A 14,558-nucleotide genomic window follows, 5' to 3' on the forward strand; every position below is an offset into this window, starting at 1 on the left:
CTCAGGCCGGTGACCGGCTTCGCGTACCCTCCCGTTCGTGCATGCGGCGCCCTTGTATATAGGTCGCCTTGATGGAGCGATCATCGCCCAAAGTCATGAGAATGAACAGCTCCTCCTCCAGATCGGCGTCGACCGCCTCCATCCGGTGCGCCATGGCGCTGGTGGCGCGGGCGTCCAGCACCACCAGGTCGGCATGGCGGCCGGGGGCGATGGTGCCGATCTCGTCGGCCAGGCCCAGCACCTCGGCATTGCCCGCAGTCAGCAGGTGGAAGGCCTCCAGCGCCGATACATTGGCCCCCTGCAACTGCTGCACCTTGTAGCCCTCGCCCAGGGTGCGCAGCATCGAATAGCTGGTGCCGCCGCCGACATCGGTGGCGACCGCGATCCGCGCCGGCGGGTCGCGCCGCGCCAGGTCCTTCATCGGGAACAGGCCGCTGCCGATGAACAGGTTCGAGGTCGGGCAGAACACCGCGACCGAGCCGGTCTCGGCCATGCGCTGGCGCTCGCGCTCCTCGAGATGGATGCAATGGCCGAACAGGGTCTTCGGGCCGAGCAGGCCATAGCGGTCGTAGACGTCGAGATAGTCGCGGCTGTCGGGGAACAGCGACCGGACCGCCTCGATTTCCTGCAGGTTCTCGGCGATGTGGGTCTGGACATAGGCGTCGGGGAATTCCCGGGCCAGGGCGCCGGCCGCCTCCAGCTGCGCCTCGGTCGAGGTGATGGCGAAGCGCGGCGTGATGGCATAGCGCTGGCGGCCGTTGCCGTGCCAGCGCTGCAGCAGCCGCTTGCTGTCGTCGTAGGAGGACTGGGCGGTGTCCAGCAGGCCGGGCGGGGCGTTGCGGTCCATCATCACCTTGCCGGCGATCATGGCGGTGCCCAGCCGCTCGGATTCGGCGAAGAACGCCTCGGCCGATTGCGGGTGGACCGAACCGTAGACCGCGGCGGTGGTGGTGCCGTTGGCCAGCAGCTCGCGCAGGAACCAGGCCGCCTGGCGCTCGGCATAGACCGGGTCGCCATAACGCTGCTCGGCGATGAAGGTGTATTTCTGCAGCCATTCCAGCAGCTGCGCGCCGTAGGAGGCGATCACCTGGGTCTGCGGGAAGTGCAGATGCGCGTCGATGAAGCCGGGCAGGATCAGATCGTCGGGGTAGTGGTCGACCGCGGTGCCGGCCGGCAGGGTCGGCAGCACCTCGGCTGCCGGGCCGACGCGGGTGATCCGGCCGGCCTCGCTGACCACCACCCCGTCGGGGAAGTAGCGGTAGCTGGCGGCGTCGCCGGGGCCCTTGGGGGCGGCGAGGAAGCTGAGGATGCGGCCGCGCAGGACGGCGAGGGCGGGTGGGATCATCTCATCGGTCCTCTTACTGCACCGCCGTGTCGGGGTCGGCGGTCCAGCGCCCGAGCAGGTCGCGCTCCTCCGGCGTGATCTCGCTGACATTGGCCGGCGGCATGCTGTGGGTCAGCACCGCCTGCAGGCGGATCAGGCTGGCGTGGCGCCGGATCTCCTCGGGCGAATCCAGCAGCACCCCGCGGGGAGCCTCGTGGATGCCCTCCCAGCCCGGCACGGTGGAGTGGCACATGCTGCAGCGGGAGATCACGACATCTGCGACCTGGGCGAAGGACACCGGCTTCAGGTCGGCGGCGGCCGTCTGCACCGGCGCGGGCAGCTCCTGCCCGATCCAGGGCTTGGTCACGGTCGACACCTCATGCTCGCGCGGCGGCGCCACGGTCGACAGCCAGATGATCGCGACCATCCCGATCGCCGCGACGCCCCAGGTCCACCACGGCGTCGGCTTGCCGGCGTGGCGCGCGTTGAAGAAGTGGCGGATCACTCCGCCCATCACCAGCACGATCGCCACCATCACCCAGGCGTAATGGGCACCGAAGGCCAGCGGGTAGTGGTTGCTGAGCATCAGGAACAGCACCGGCAGGGTCAGGTAGTTGTTGTGCAGCGACCGCTGCTTGGCCTGGCGGCCCAGCTTGGGGTCGGGCGTCTGCCCGGCCAGCAGGGCGTCGACCACCTTGCGCTGGTTCGGGATGATCAGCAGGAAGACGTTCGCCACCATCATGGTGCCGATCAGCGCGCCCATCTGCAGCATGGCGCCGCGGCCGCTGAACACCTGGGAAAAGCCCCAGGATGCGGCGACCAGCACGACGAAGCCGGCCCCGGCCAGCCTGATGTCGCTGTCGCCCAGCGGGGATTTGCACAACAGGTCGTAGACCAGCCAGCCGACAGCCAGGCTGGCGACGCTGATCACGATCGCCTCCTTCGCCGACAGCCCCATCACCTGCGGGTCGACCAGGAACAGGTCGGCGCCGCGGTAGTAGAGGACGCAGAGCAGGAAGAAGCCGCTGATCCAGGTGGAATAGGCCTCCCATTTGAACCAGGTCAGCTCCTTCGGCAGCCGGTCCGGCGCCACCATGTATTTGACCATGTTGTAGAAGCCGCCGCCGTGGATCTGCCACGCCTCGCCGCCGGCACCGGGCGGCAGGTCCTCGCGCTTCTTCAGGCTGAGGTCGAGATGGACGAAGTAGAAGGACGACCCGATCCAGGCGATGGCGGTGATGGCGTGCACCCAGCGGGCCACGAAATTGATCCATTCCCAGATGATCAGTTCCATCGACCCGTCTCCGCCGTCCTGCTGGCCGCGCCCGGTTCCCGGGGGCTGTCCCTATCCTGGCCAGCCTAGTGAACACCGGCCGGGCTGGGGAAGCGATGGGGTAGCACAGCACTTTCAAAAGAAACGCTATAATGGCCCGGGGCGAATGCGCCGAAACTCGCCTCGGGCGTCATCCTCGCGAAAGCGGGGATCTCTTTGCGGTATAAGACAAAGTCCGAAGAGATTCCCGCTTTCGCGGGAATGACAATAAACAGGGGGTCGCTGCGGATTGGCGCTGCTGGAGAACATGCGGGTGTTCGTGCGCGTGGTCGAACTCGGCAGCCTGTCGGCCGCCGGGCGCCAGGTGCGGATGTCGCCGGCCGTGGTCAGCCACCGCATCCAGCAGCTGGAGCAGCATCTCGGCGTCCGCCTGCTCAACCGCACCACCCGGCAGGTGCACACCACCGAACACGGGCAGACCTTCTACCGCCACTGTCTGGTGGTGCTCGACACGGTCGAGCGGGCCGAGACCAGCGTGGCCACCACCAGCGGCGTGCCGTCCGGCAGCCTGCGGGTGACCGCGCCGCTCGGCTTCGGCCGCCGCATCCTGGCGCCGCTGGTGCCGCAGTTCCACGAGCTGTATCCGCGGGTCGACCTCCGGCTGCGCCTGTCCGACCACCTGCTGGACCTGCTGGGGGAAGCGGTCGACGTCGCCATCCGGATGGCCGAGATGCGGGATTCCAGCTTCGTGCTGCGCAAGATCGCCGATTGCCGCCGGGTGCTGTGCGCGTCGCCGGCCTATCTCGAGGCCCGGGGCGTGCCGCGGGCGCCGGAAGACCTGATGGGCCACAACTGCCTGCTGCTGCGCTTCCCCGGGTCGAGGCAGTACCAATGGGCGCTGGAGGGGCCGGACGGGCCGGTCAAGGTGCCGGTGCGCGGCAGCTTCGACGCCGATGACGGCGACGTGCTGACGCAATGGGCGGTCGACGGCCGCGGCATCGTCATGAAGCCGGTGTGGGAGGTGGCGGCCGAGCTGCGCAGCGGCGCGCTGCAGCCGGTCCTGCCCGATCATCCGCCCGAGCCGGTGATGCTGGCGGTGCTGTACCCGCATCGCAGCTTCCTGCCGGCCAAGGTGCGGGTGTTCTCCGACTATCTGGTCGAGCACACGCGGTCGCTGCTCAGCGCGGACCTCGCGCTGTGATCGCCGCGACCAGGCGGGCCGCGGCTCTATCGACGTCGTCTTCCGTGGTGCCGCGGCCGAGGCCGAGGCGCAGGCTGCCATAGGAGTCCTCCGGCGACAGGCCGATGGCGCGCAGCACATGCGACGGCTCCGGGCTGCCGGTCGAGCAGGCCGAGCCGGTCGACAGCGCCAGCTCCGGCAGGTCGAGCAACAGGTCGGCGGCATCGAGCCCGGGCACGGTGACGTTCAGGCAGCCGGGCAGGCCGTGCGCGGCCGAGCCGTTGCGGCGGAGGTCGGGCAGGCCCTGCCGCAAGGCCCGGAACAGCCGCTCCCGCAGGGCCAGCAGCCGGGTCGCATCGGCGGTGCGGCGCCGGCGGGCGATGCGGCAGGCGGCGCCGAGGCCGACGCACAGCGCGGTCGGCAGGGTGCCGGCGCGGCGGTCCTCCTGCTGGCCGCCGCCGAGCAGCCGGGGCCGCATGGCGGTGCCCTCGCGCACGAACAGGGCGCCGATCCCCATCGGGCCGTACAGCTTGTGCCCGGACAGGCTGAGGAAGGCGAGGTCGAGGGCGCGGACGTCCACCGCGCCGGTCGACAGGATCTGCACTGCGTCGCTGTGCAGCAGGGCGCCGGCATCGCGGCAGAGTTGGGCGGCGGCTTCGAGCGGCTGGAGGGTGCCGATCTCGTTGTTCGCGGCCATCAGCGAGACCAGCGCCGGGCGGCCGGCCAGCAGGCGCTTCAGCGCGTCGAGATCGGCGGTGCCGTCCCGCCCGACCGGCAGGATTTCGGTGGGATGTCCCTGCGCGGCGAGCTCCGGCAGGCAGGCCAGCACGCTGGGGTGCTCGATCGCCGAGGCGATCACCGGCCAGCCCGCGGGCGCGCCGCCCAGGAGTGCCAGGTTGTTGGCCTCGGTGGCGCCGCCGGTGAACAGGATCTCGCCGGGCCGCGCGCCGACCAGCGCCGCCACCTCGGCCCGCGCCGCGTCGATCGCCTCCGCCGCGCGCCAGCCCGGCTGGTGCCGCGCCGCATGCGGGTTGCCGACCGCGGCGGGGGCCAGCCACGGCAGGATCGCCGCCAGCACCTCGGGGTCCAGCGGCGTAGAGGCGAGGTGGTCGAGATAGAGCGGGGCGGTCATGACGTCGGCGCCTGCCATCGACAACCCCCTCCCCCTGCCCCCTCCCGCAAGGGGAGGGGGAGGATATCGGGGAGATCGATGGCGACCGTCAGCATCCAGCCTCCGCCCCAGAACCCGATTGAGAATGCGCTGGCGTGAGTCGGGTGGCGGTGGTTTCGAGAACCGGAGCGCAGCGGACATCTCGTCCGTGAGCACCGGAAGCTTCGAGTCCGCCGTCAGACGGCCGCGCCAGTAGCATTCTCAGCGGGCTCTAAGCTTCCACACCCTCGACATACCAATCCATCTTGGCGATCTCGTCGTCGCCGAGGGCCTTGCCCTCGGGCACCACCAGCTCGCCCTTCTGGTTCTTGATTGGGCCTGCGAAGGGGTCGAGGGTGCCGGCGATGATGTCGGCCTTGGTCTTCTCCGCCGCGGCCACGACATCGGCCGGGATGGCCGCGTTGTACGGGGCCAGGGTGACCATGCCGTGCTTGAAGCCCCACCAGATGCTGGAGGTCTTCCAGCTGCCGTCCAGCACCGCCTGGACCCGCTCGACATAGTACGGGCCCCAGTTGTCGACGATCGAGGTCAGCTGCGCCTTGGGCGCGAAGCTGCTCATGTCCGACGCCTGGCCGAAGCCGTGAATGCCGCGGGCCTCGGCCACCTGGATCGCGGCCGGGCTGTCGGTGTGCTGGCACAGGATGTCGGCGCCGCCATCGATCAGCGCCTTGGCGCCGTCGCTCTCCTTGCCCGGATCGTACCAGCTGTTGACCCAGATCACCTTCACCTTCATGTCCGGCCGGATCTTCTGCGCCGCCAGGGTGTAGGCGTTGATGCCCATCACCACCTCGGGGATCGGGACCGAGCCGATATAGCCGGTGACGCCGGTCTTGGTCATGTGGCCGGCGATGGTGCCGCACACCGCGCGCCCCTCATGGAAGCGGGCGTTGTAGGTGCTGACATTGGCCGCGGTCTGGTAGCCGGTGGCGTGCTCGAACTTCACCTTCGGCAGCGTCTTGGCCACCCGGATGGTCGGGTTCATGTAGCCGAAGCTGGTGGTGAAGATCAGCTCGTTGCCGGCCTGGGCCAACTGGCGCAGCACGCGCTCGGCATCCGGGCCCTCCGGCACGCTCTCGACATAGCTGGTCTTCACCTTGTCGCCGAAATGCGCATCGATCTCGCGGCGGGCCAAATCATGGCCATGGGTCCAGCCATAATCGCCGATCGGGCCGATATAGATGAACGCGACCTTCAGCGGCTCGGCCGCCCACACCCGGCCCGGCAGGATCGAAGCGGCCAGGGTGGCCCCGGAGCCCGCCAGCACGGCCCGGCGGGAAAAGCGCATCGACATGAAGACCTCCGTTTTGTGATTCCTTGGATGATAGCGAACCCGGCGTCAGACGGAAGGGCGGAACGGCTTGCCCAGCGCCGCCGGGGCCTGCAGCCGGCCGCGCCACGGGCCGGCGGCGATGATCACCAAGACGGCGATGGTGGCGAGGTAGGGCAGCATGGTGAAGACCTGCGACGGGATATCGATGCCGGCGATGCCCTGGGCGTGCAGCTGCAGGATGGTGACGCCGCCGAACAGATAGGCGCCCAGCAGCACCCGCCACGGCCGCCAGGACCCGAACACCACCAGCGCCAGCGCGATCCAGCCGCGGCCCGCGGTCATGCCCTCGATCCACAGCGGGGTGTAGGACAGCGACAGGAAGGCGCCGGCCAGCCCGGCCATGGCGCCGCCGAACAGGCAGGCCAGGTATCGCACCAGCATCACGGGATGGCCGATCGAATGGGCCGATTCCGCGGATTCGCCGACCGCGCGCAGGATCAGCCCGGCGCGGCTGCGCTTCAGGAACCAGGCAACGCCGAAGGTCATGGCGACGGAGAAATAGACCAGCGCGTCCTGGCCGAACACCAGCGGCCCCACCACCGGCAGCCCGGTCAGCACCGGCAGCGACAGCTTGGGCAAAGGCGCGATCGGGTGGCCGACGAAGCCGGCGCCGAGCAGGGCGCTGAGGCCCACGCCGAAGATGGTCAGGGCCAGGCCGGTGGCGACCTGGTTGGCCATCAGGGTCAGGGTCAGCACCGCGAAGATCAGCGCCAGCACCGTCCCGGCCAGGGCGGCGGCCAGGATGCCCAGCGCCGGCTGGCCGGTGGTGAAGGTGACGGCGAAGCCGGTGACCGCGCCGATCAGCATCATGCCTTCGATGCCGAGGTTGAGCACGCCGGAGCGTTCGACCACCAGCTCGCCGAGGGCGGCAAGGAGGAGGGGGGTGGCCGCGGTGATCACCGTCGCGGCGATCAGGACGAACATATCCATCACGACACCGTCACAGGCTTGGGCGAGGGTTTGGGCTGGCCGGCGGTCAGGCGCAGGCGGTAGCGGACCAGCACGTCGGCGGCCAGCAGGTAGAACAGCAGCATGCCCTGGAACACGCCGGTCGCGGCCTGCGGCAGCCCGGCCGAGACCTGGGCGTTCTCGCCGCCGATATAGGACAGCGCCATCACCAGCCCGGCGGCGATGATGCCGATCGGGTGCAGCCGGCCGAGGAAGGCGACGATGATGGCGGTGAAGCCGTAACCCGGCGTCAGCTGCGGGATCAGCTGGCCGATCGGCCCCGCCGCCTCGAAGGTTCCCGCCAGCCCGGCCAGCGCGCCGGACAGCAGCAGGCTGAACCAGGTGACGCGCTTGCGGCTGAAGCCGGCGAAGCGGGCCGCCGCCGGGGCCTGGCCGACCACCCGGATCTGGAAGCCGATCACGGTGCGCCCCATCAGGAACCAGGCGGCGACGGCGACCAGCAGCGCGATCGGCACGCCGAGATGCAGGCGGGTGCCCTCGACCAGGATCGGCAGCACCGCCGCGTCGGTGAACATCCGGGTCTGCGGGAAGTTGTAGCCGTCCGGGTCCTTCCATGGCCCGAACACCAGGATGCTCAGGACCAGCGCCGCGACATAGGTCAGCATCAGGCTGGTCAGGATCTCACTGACGTCGAAGCGGGTCTTCAGGAAAGCCGGGATCGCGGCATAGGCCAGGCCGCCCAGGGCGCCGGCGACGCACATCGCCGGCAGGATCCACCAGCCTTCGTGGCCCCAGAAAGCCAGGGCGACGGCGCCGGCGGCGATCGCCCCCATGGTCAGCTGGCCCTCGGCGCCGATGTTCCAGACATTGGCGCGGAAGCCGATGGCCAGGCCGGTGGCGATCAGGATCAAGGGCGCCGCTTTCACCCCCAGCTCGGTCCAGCCATAGAAGCTCTCGATCGGCGCGATCAGGAACTGGTACAGCGTCTCGGCCGGGTCCAGCCCGAGGGCCAGGAACAGCAGGTAGCCGCTGGCGACGGTCAGGGCGATGGCGATCAGCGGGGTCAGCCACACCATGGCGCGGGACGGTTCCCGCCGTGGTTCGATCCTAAGCGACATGGACGGCGTGCCCCTTTTCGTCTTCGGCGGCGGCCGGCTCCGCCCCATGCAGCCCGCCCATCAGCAGGCCGATCTCGGCGACCGAGATCCCGGCCGTCGGCCGCGCCTCGGACAGGCGGCCCAGATTGATCACCGCCAGCCGGTCGGTGATCTGCAGCAGCTCGTCGAGATCCTGCGAGATCACCACCACGGCGGTGCCGTTCTGCGCCAGGGTCATCAGCGCCTGGTGGATCGCGGTGGCGGCCCCGGCGTCGACGCCCCAGGTCGGCTGCGACACGATGAAGACCTCCGGGGTCTGCAGCATCTCGCGGCCGACCACGTATTTCTGCAGGTTGCCGCCGGACAGGCTGCCGGCCAGCGCCTCGGTGCCGCGCGCCTTGACCCCGAAATCATGGATCACCTTGGCCGCGTAGTCGCGGGCCAGGCCGGCGCGGATCAGCCCGCCCGGCGCCAGCTTCATGCGGTTGCGGGCGCTCAGCAGCGTGTTGGCCGCCAGGCTCATCTCCGCCACCGCGGCATGGCCGTTGCGCTCTTCCGGCACGCTGCACAGGCCCAGGCCCCGCCGCCGCTCGGCGTTCAGGTGCCCGACCGGCTGGCCGGAGATGCGGATCGCGGTCGACGGGCGGCTGCGATGTTCGCCGGCCAGGGCCTGCGACAGCTCGGTCTGGCCGTTGCCGGCGATACCGGCGATGCCGAAGATCTCGCCGGCGCCGACAGTGAAGCTGATCTCCCGCAGTGCGGTGCCGAAGGGGCCGTCGGCCGGCACGCTCAAGCCCTCGACCGTCAGCTTCGCCTCGGCGGCGCCGCGCTCGCCGCGCCGCGACAGGGTGCGCAGCTCGGCCCCGATCATCATCTGCGCCATGCTGCGGGCGGTCTCGACCGCGGGGTCGCAGGTGCCGACCACCTTGCCGCCGCGCATGATCGTGGCGGCGCCGCACAGCGCCTTGATCTCATGCAATTTATGGCTGATGTACAGGATCGAGCAGCCCTCGGCGGCCAGGCGGCGCAGGGTCTCGAACAGCCGGTCCACCTCCTGCGGCGTCAGCACCGAGGTCGGCTCGTCCATGATCAGCAGCTTGGGATCCTGCAGCAGGCAGCGCACGATCTCGACCCGCTGGCGCTCGCCGACCGACAGGGAATGGACCTCGCGATGCGGGTCCAGCGGCAGGCCGTAGGCCTCGGACACCTCGCGGATCTTCTTGGCCAGGACGCGCCGCTCGGGCGGGTTCTCCAGCCCCAGCGCGATGTTCTCGGCCACGGTCAGCGCCTCGAACAGCGAGAAGTGCTGGAACACCATGCCGATGCCGAGGCGCCGGGCCTCCTGCGGGTTGGTGGGGCGGACCGGGCGGCCGTTCCACAGCATCTCCCCGGAATCGGGCTGCAGCAGGCCGTAGATCGACTTCACCAGCGTGCTCTTGCCGGCGCCGTTCTCGCCCAGCAGCGCATGGATCTCGCCGGGCTGGACGGAAAAGCTTACGCCGTCGTTCGCGACGAGGCTCGCGAACCTCTTGGTGATGCCGCGCAGCTCGATGCGCGCGGGGCCGGCCCCCGTGTTGCGGTCCATGCAGCCTCCTGTTCTGGAGCCGCCCCCGACGCCGGTTTGTCGGCAGGGGCGGAGATGTCCTTAGCGTCGACGAAGGCGATGAGCAATTCCGCCGCGACCATGGCGGCGATGATCGACGGGCGCTTGTCCCGCCCGAGGCCCGCCCCGATCGGGCAGGTCAGGAATCCGGTGCGCCGCGGGTCGTTGCCGCGGGCCCGGAACCAGCGCTCGAAGCGCTCGCGCTTGGTGGCCGATCCGATCAGCCCGACATAGGCGGCGTCGCCGCGCTTGAGCGCCGCCTCGGCCACGTCGAAATCCATGGCGTGGCTGTGGGTCATGACCAGATAGGCGGCGCCGGGCGGGGCCTCGGCGACGACGTCGGTCGGGGTCGGCGTCAGTCGCCGGACGACGGTGTCCGGGATCTCGGCCGGGAACTCGTCGGCCCGGTTGTCGACCCATTGGATCTTCAGGGGCAGCAGCGACAGCGCCCGCGCCAGGGCCTTGCCGACATGGCCGGCACCGAACACCAGCACGGTCGGCCGGGCCGCGGCCTCTGCGGCCTCCTCGCCGTCGATCCGCGCCAGGGTGGCGCCGTCGGCCAGCTCCAGGTCGATCACGACGAAGCCGCCGCAGCATTGGCCGATGGCGGGGCCCAGCGGGATCTCGACCCGCTGCGTCCGCTCCTTGCCGGCAATCAGGCCGCGGGCGGCGGCGATCGCGTCCCATTCCATCCGCCCGCCGCCGATGGTGCCGCGGGCGGCGGTGGCGGTGACCAGCATGTGCACCCCGGCCTCGCGCGGGGTCGACCCACGGGCTTCGGCCAGCGTCACCAGCACGGTCGGCTCGCCATCGCCGAGCCACAGCCGCAGCGTCGGGGCGAGGGGGGTCATAGGGTGCCCCCCGCCGTCGCGCGCAGCCGGTCGATCGCGTCCAGCACCTTTTCCGGCGTCGCCGGCGGGTCCAGGCGCGGGCAGATGGTGTGGCCGGCGACGCTGGCGACGGCGTCGGACAGGGCGTGCAGCACCGAGGTGCCGAGCATCAGCGGCGGCTCGCCCACCGCCTTGGACCGGTAGATCGTGTCCTCGCGGTTCTGCGTGTCGGCCAGCTTGACGTTGAAGATCTTCGGCCGGTCGCTCGCCACCGGGATCTTGTAGGTGCTGGGCGCGTGGGTCCGCAGGCGGCCCTTGGCGTCCCACCACAGCTCCTCCATGGTCAGCCAGCCGGCGCCCTGGACGAAGCCGCCCTCGACCTGGCCCTTGTCGATCGCCGGGTTTAGCGATTGGCCGCAGTCGTGCAGGATATCGACCCGGTCCAGTCGGTACTCGCCGGTCAGGGTGTCGACCGTGACCTCGCTGACCGCGGCGCCATAGGCGAAGTAGTAGAACGGCCGGCCGCGGCCGGCGGCGCGGTCCCAATGGATCTTCGGCGTCTTGTAGAAGCCGGCGGCGGACAGCTGCACCCGGCCGAAATAGGCGGTGCGCACCAGCTCCGCGAACGGCACCTCCTGGTCGCCGATCTGCACCGCGTTGCGGCGGAACACCACCCGGTCCGGCGCCACCCGCCAGCGCTCGGCGGCGAAGGCGACCAGCCGCTCCTTGATCGTCCGCGCCGCAGACTGGGCCGCCATGCCGTTGAGATCGGCGCCGGAGGAGGCGGCGGTGGCCGAGGTGTTGGGCACCTTGCCGGTGGTGGTGGCGGTGATGTGGACGCGGCCGATATCGACCTGGAACTCCTCGGCCACGACCTGGGCGACCTTGATGTACAGGCCCTGGCCCATCTCGGTGCCGCCATGGTTCAGATGGATCGACCCGTCCTTGTAGACATGCACCAGCGCGCCGGCCTGGTTGTAGGCCGAGAAGGTGAAGGAGATGCCGAATTTCACCGGCGTCAGCGCCAGGCCGCGCTTGAGGAAGCGGCTGGCCTTGTTCCAGGCGCGGATCTCGGCGCGCCGTGCCCAGTAATCGCTGTCGCGCTCCAGCTCCTCCACCAGGCCATGGACGATGTTGTCCTCGACCGTCTGGTGGTAAGGCGTCACGTTGCGGTCGTCGGTGCCGTAGAAGTTCAGTTTGCGGATCTCGAGCGGATCCTTGCCGACGGCGAAGGCGACCTCCTCGATCAGCCTTTCGCCGGCCAACACGCCCTGAGGTCCGCCGAAGCCGCGAAAGGCGGTGTTGGACTGGGTGTTGGTCTTCAGCGGCATCGAGGTCAGCTGCACCGCCGGGTAGTAGTAGGCGTTATCGGCGTGGAACAGGGCACGGTCGGTGACCGGCCCGGACAGGTCGGCGGACCAGCCGCAGCGCGCCGCCAGCAGCATCTCGACGCCCTCGATCCGGCCATCCGCATCGAAGCCGACGCTGTAGTCGACCTCGAAATCATGGCGCTTGCCGGTGATCATCATGTCGTCGTCGCGGTCGGGGCGCAGCTTGGCGGCGCGGCCGGTGGCCTTGGCCACCAGGGCGACGGTGGCGGCGAACAGGTTGGCCTGGGTCTCCTTGCCGCCGAAGCCGCCGCCCATGCGCCGGATCTCGACCGTCACCGCGCCGTCCGGCACATCCAGCACGCTGGCCACGATGTGCTGCACCTCGCTGGGGTGCTGGGTCGAGGAATGGATGGTGACGTCGCCATCCTCGCCCGGCAGCGCCAGGGCGATCTGGCTTTCCAGGTAGAAATGCTCCTGCCCGCCGATCCGCATCCGGGCGTCGACCCGGTGCTTGGCTGCCGTGATCGCCGCCTTGGCGTCGCCGCGCTTCAGCGTCATCGGCGTGGTTACCAGCACGCCGCCGGCCTTGGCCGTCTCGTAGTCCAGGACCGGCGCCAGCTCCTCATAGTCGATCACGGCCAGGCGGGCGGCGCGGCGGGCCTGGTCGCGGGTCTCCGCGGCCACCGCGAAGACCGGCTGGCCGACATGCTGCACCAGGTCGGTGGCGAACAGCGGCTCGTCGCCCAGATGGTTGCAGCCGATGTCGTTGTGGCCGGGCACATCGGCGGCGGCGAAGACGCGGACCACGCCGGGGGCGGCGCGCACCTTGGCCAGGTCGATCGACCGGATCCGGGCATGGGCCCTGTCGCTGAGGCCGAGGCAGACATGCAGCAGCCCGGCCGGCTCGGAGATGTCATCGATGTAGACGGCCTCGCCGCTGACATGCTTGTGGGCGCTGTCGTGCCGGCGGGAATCGTGGACCGCGCCGTCGATGCGGTCGGCCGGGCCGGCCTTGCGGGAGTCGAGGGTGGTGTCAGGCATGTGCCAGGCTCCGCTCTCCGACCAGCCGCGTCTCGGCGGCGGGGCCGGCGGTCTCGGCATGCAGCTTCAGCAGCAGGTTGGCGGCGACCTTGGCGCGGTAGCCGGCGCTGGCGCGCCAGTCGGTCAGCGGCGTGAAGTCCCGGGCCAGCGCCGGCAGGGCGGCGCGGACGACGGCCTCGGTCCAGGGCTGGCCGATCAGCGCCGCCTCGGTCTCGGCCGCCCGCTTCGGCGTGCCGGCCAGGCCGCCATAGGCGATGCGGATGTCGGCCACCTTGCCATCCTTCAGCCGCAGCCGGAAGGCGCCGCACAGGGCGGAGATGTCCTGGTCGAAGCGCTTGGTGATCTTGTAGGCGCGGAAGCGGTCGCCGGGCCGCAGCTTCGGCAGGAAGACGCTCTCGACGAACTCGCCGGGCTGCCGGTCCTGCTTGCCGTAGGCGATGAAGAAATCCTCCAGCGGCAGCGTCCGGCGCGCGTGGCCGCGGCGCAGGGTCAGGGTGGCGCCGGCGGCGATCAGGGCCGGCGGCGTGTCGCCGATCGGCGAGCCGTTGGCGATGTTGCCGCCGATGGTGCCCATGGCGCGCACCTGCTCGGCCCCGATGCGGCGGATCAGCTCGCCGAAATCGGGATAGGCGCGGCCGATCGGGCCGATCAGCTCGGCATAGGTCGCGGCGGCGCCGATCTCGAAGCCGTCCCCGGTCTCGTGGATGCCGCGCAGGTCGCGCACCCGGCCGGTGTAGAGGATGTGCGGCAGGACGCGCTGCTGCTTGGTGACCCAGAGGCCGACATCGGTCGCGCCCGACACGATGCAGGCCTCCGGATGCTCCAGCAGCAGCGCGGCCATCGCCGCCGTCGAGGCCGGGGCGGTGAAGCGGCGCCCGCCCGCGCCGACCTCGACGGTTTCCTCATCCTCCAGGGCGGCGAGCCGCTTCGCCGTCTCCGCCTCGGCCGCGGCGAAGCGGTCGGCGGCGGGGGCGCCCAGCGCGTACATGCGCTGCCCGGCGGCGACGATCGGGGCATAGCCGGTGCAGCGGCACAGGTTGCCGGCCAGCGCGGTGTCGATGCGGCCTTCATCAGGGGCGTCGTCGTTGCGGTACAGCGCGAACAGCGACATCACGAAGCCGGGGGTGCAGAAGCCACATTGCGAGCCATGGCAGTCGACCATCGCCTGCTGCACCGGGTGCAGCGCGCCGTCCGCCGCCTTCAGGTGCTCGACCGTCAGCAGCTGGCAGCCGTCCAGCGTCGCGGTGAAGCGGATGCAGGCATTGACCGGCTCGTAGCGCATGCGGTCGCCGTCGCGCCGGCCGACCACCACGGTGCAGGCGCCGCAATCGCCCTCGGCACAGCCTTCCTTGGTGCCGGTCAGCCGCTGTTCGATCCGCAGCCAGTCGAGGACCGTCTGGGTCGGGTCGATCGTGCGGATCTCGCGCAGCTCGTCGCCGAGGAGGAAACGGACGGTGTCCCGCATGGTG

General features: G+C 70.4%; 11 protein-coding genes. 1 reads left to right on the forward strand and 10 read right to left on the reverse strand.

Translation table 11 applies throughout. From position 1 onward, the window contains the following. Nucleotide 1: 1 nt before the first annotated feature. Both guaD and E9232_RS09590 read right to left on the reverse strand, forming a co-directional pair. On the reverse strand, nucleotides 2-1,345 hold the full coding sequence (guaD, locus tag E9232_RS09585; protein WP_309793704.1) for a guanine deaminase: 1,344 nt from the start codon (nucleotides 1,343-1,345) through the stop codon (nucleotides 2-4). Nucleotides 1,346-1,358: 13 nt separating this feature from the next. Then, a complete protein-coding gene (locus E9232_RS09590; RefSeq protein WP_309793705.1) occupies nucleotides 1,359-2,618 on the reverse strand; it encodes a urate hydroxylase PuuD in 1,260 nt (419 codons plus the stop codon). Nucleotides 2,619-2,886: 268 nt separating this feature from the next. Here E9232_RS09590 and E9232_RS09595 point away from each other — a divergent pair, with 268 nt between their 5' ends. Further along, the gene (locus tag E9232_RS09595; RefSeq protein WP_309793706.1) at nucleotides 2,887-3,798 is read left to right on the forward strand and encodes a LysR family transcriptional regulator; all 912 of its coding nucleotides are present in this window, start codon (nucleotides 2,887-2,889) and stop codon (nucleotides 3,796-3,798) included. On the opposite strand, the gene E9232_RS09600 is transcribed toward E9232_RS09595, so the two are convergent. The 8 genes from E9232_RS09600 to xdhA form a co-directional block, all read right to left on the reverse strand. Further along, a complete protein-coding gene (locus E9232_RS09600) occupies nucleotides 3,776-4,927 on the reverse strand; it encodes a cysteine desulfurase family protein (protein ID WP_309793707.1) in 1,152 nt (383 codons plus the stop codon). The genes E9232_RS09595 and E9232_RS09600 overlap by 23 nt on opposite strands. Before the next feature lie 232 nt (nucleotides 4,928-5,159). After that, nucleotides 5,160-6,239, reverse strand: a complete 1,080-nt coding sequence (locus tag E9232_RS09605) for a BMP family ABC transporter substrate-binding protein (RefSeq protein WP_309793708.1) — start codon at nucleotides 6,237-6,239, stop codon at nucleotides 5,160-5,162. A gap of 45 nt (nucleotides 6,240-6,284) precedes the next feature. Next, nucleotides 6,285-7,208, reverse strand: a complete 924-nt coding sequence (locus tag E9232_RS09610; protein WP_309793709.1) for an ABC transporter permease — start codon at nucleotides 7,206-7,208, stop codon at nucleotides 6,285-6,287. Further along, nucleotides 7,208-8,263, reverse strand: a complete 1,056-nt coding sequence (locus tag E9232_RS09615) for an ABC transporter permease (RefSeq protein WP_309793710.1) — start codon at nucleotides 8,261-8,263, stop codon at nucleotides 7,208-7,210. Before E9232_RS09615 ends, E9232_RS09610 begins: the two co-directional genes overlap by 1 nt. Before the next feature lie 31 nt (nucleotides 8,264-8,294). After that, nucleotides 8,295-9,869: an ABC transporter ATP-binding protein gene (locus tag E9232_RS09620; RefSeq protein ID WP_309793711.1), complete on the reverse strand. Its 1,575-nt coding sequence runs from the start codon at nucleotides 9,867-9,869 to the stop codon at nucleotides 8,295-8,297. Further along, the gene (xdhC, locus tag E9232_RS09625) at nucleotides 9,779-10,738 is read right to left on the reverse strand and encodes a xanthine dehydrogenase accessory protein XdhC (RefSeq protein ID WP_309793712.1); all 960 of its coding nucleotides are present in this window, start codon (nucleotides 10,736-10,738) and stop codon (nucleotides 9,779-9,781) included. Before xdhC ends, E9232_RS09620 begins: the two co-directional genes overlap by 91 nt. Beyond that, nucleotides 10,735-13,089, reverse strand: coding sequence for a xanthine dehydrogenase molybdopterin binding subunit (gene xdhB, locus E9232_RS09630; RefSeq protein WP_309793713.1), 2,355 nt, complete (start codon nucleotides 13,087-13,089; stop codon nucleotides 10,735-10,737). Before xdhB ends, xdhC begins: the two co-directional genes overlap by 4 nt. After that, nucleotides 13,082-14,554 (reverse strand): xanthine dehydrogenase small subunit, encoded by a 1,473-nt coding sequence (gene xdhA, locus E9232_RS09635; RefSeq protein WP_309793714.1) that lies wholly within the window; start codon nucleotides 14,552-14,554, stop codon nucleotides 13,082-13,084. The genes xdhB and xdhA overlap by 8 nt, the downstream gene beginning before the upstream one ends. Between the last annotated feature and the right edge of the window lie 4 nt (nucleotides 14,555-14,558).

Source organism: Inquilinus ginsengisoli, from assembly GCF_031453975.1.
In the GTDB taxonomy this organism is placed as follows: domain Bacteria; phylum Pseudomonadota; class Alphaproteobacteria; order DSM-16000; family Inquilinaceae; genus Inquilinus; species Inquilinus ginsengisoli_A.

Coding starts and splice junctions, on each gene's coding strand:
- guaD (WP_309793704.1), bottom strand. CDS start 1,345: ATGATCCCACCCGCCCTCGCCGTCCTGCGCGGCCGCATCCTCAGCTTC.
- E9232_RS09620 (WP_309793711.1), bottom strand. CDS start 9,869: ATGGACCGCAACACGGGGGCCGGCCCCGCGCGCATCGAGCTGCGCGGC.
- xdhB (WP_309793713.1), bottom strand. CDS start 13,089: ATGCCTGACACCACCCTCGACTCCCGCAAGGCCGGCCCGGCCGACCGC.
- E9232_RS09615 (WP_309793710.1), bottom strand. CDS start 8,263: ATGGTGTGGCTGACCCCGCTGATCGCCATCGCCCTGACCGTCGCCAGC.
- E9232_RS09605 (WP_309793708.1), bottom strand. CDS start 6,239: ATGTCGATGCGCTTTTCCCGCCGGGCCGTGCTGGCGGGCTCCGGGGCC.
- E9232_RS09600 (WP_309793707.1), bottom strand. CDS start 4,927: ATGGCAGGCGCCGACGTCATGACCGCCCCGCTCTATCTCGACCACCTC.
- xdhC (WP_309793712.1), bottom strand. CDS start 10,738: ATGACCCCCCTCGCCCCGACGCTGCGGCTGTGGCTCGGCGATGGCGAG.
- xdhA (WP_309793714.1), bottom strand. CDS start 14,554: ATGCGGGACACCGTCCGTTTCCTCCTCGGCGACGAGCTGCGCGAGATC.
- E9232_RS09590 (WP_309793705.1), bottom strand. CDS start 2,618: ATGGAACTGATCATCTGGGAATGGATCAATTTCGTGGCCCGCTGGGTG.
- E9232_RS09610 (WP_309793709.1), bottom strand. CDS start 7,208: ATGGATATGTTCGTCCTGATCGCCGCGACGGTGATCACCGCGGCCACC.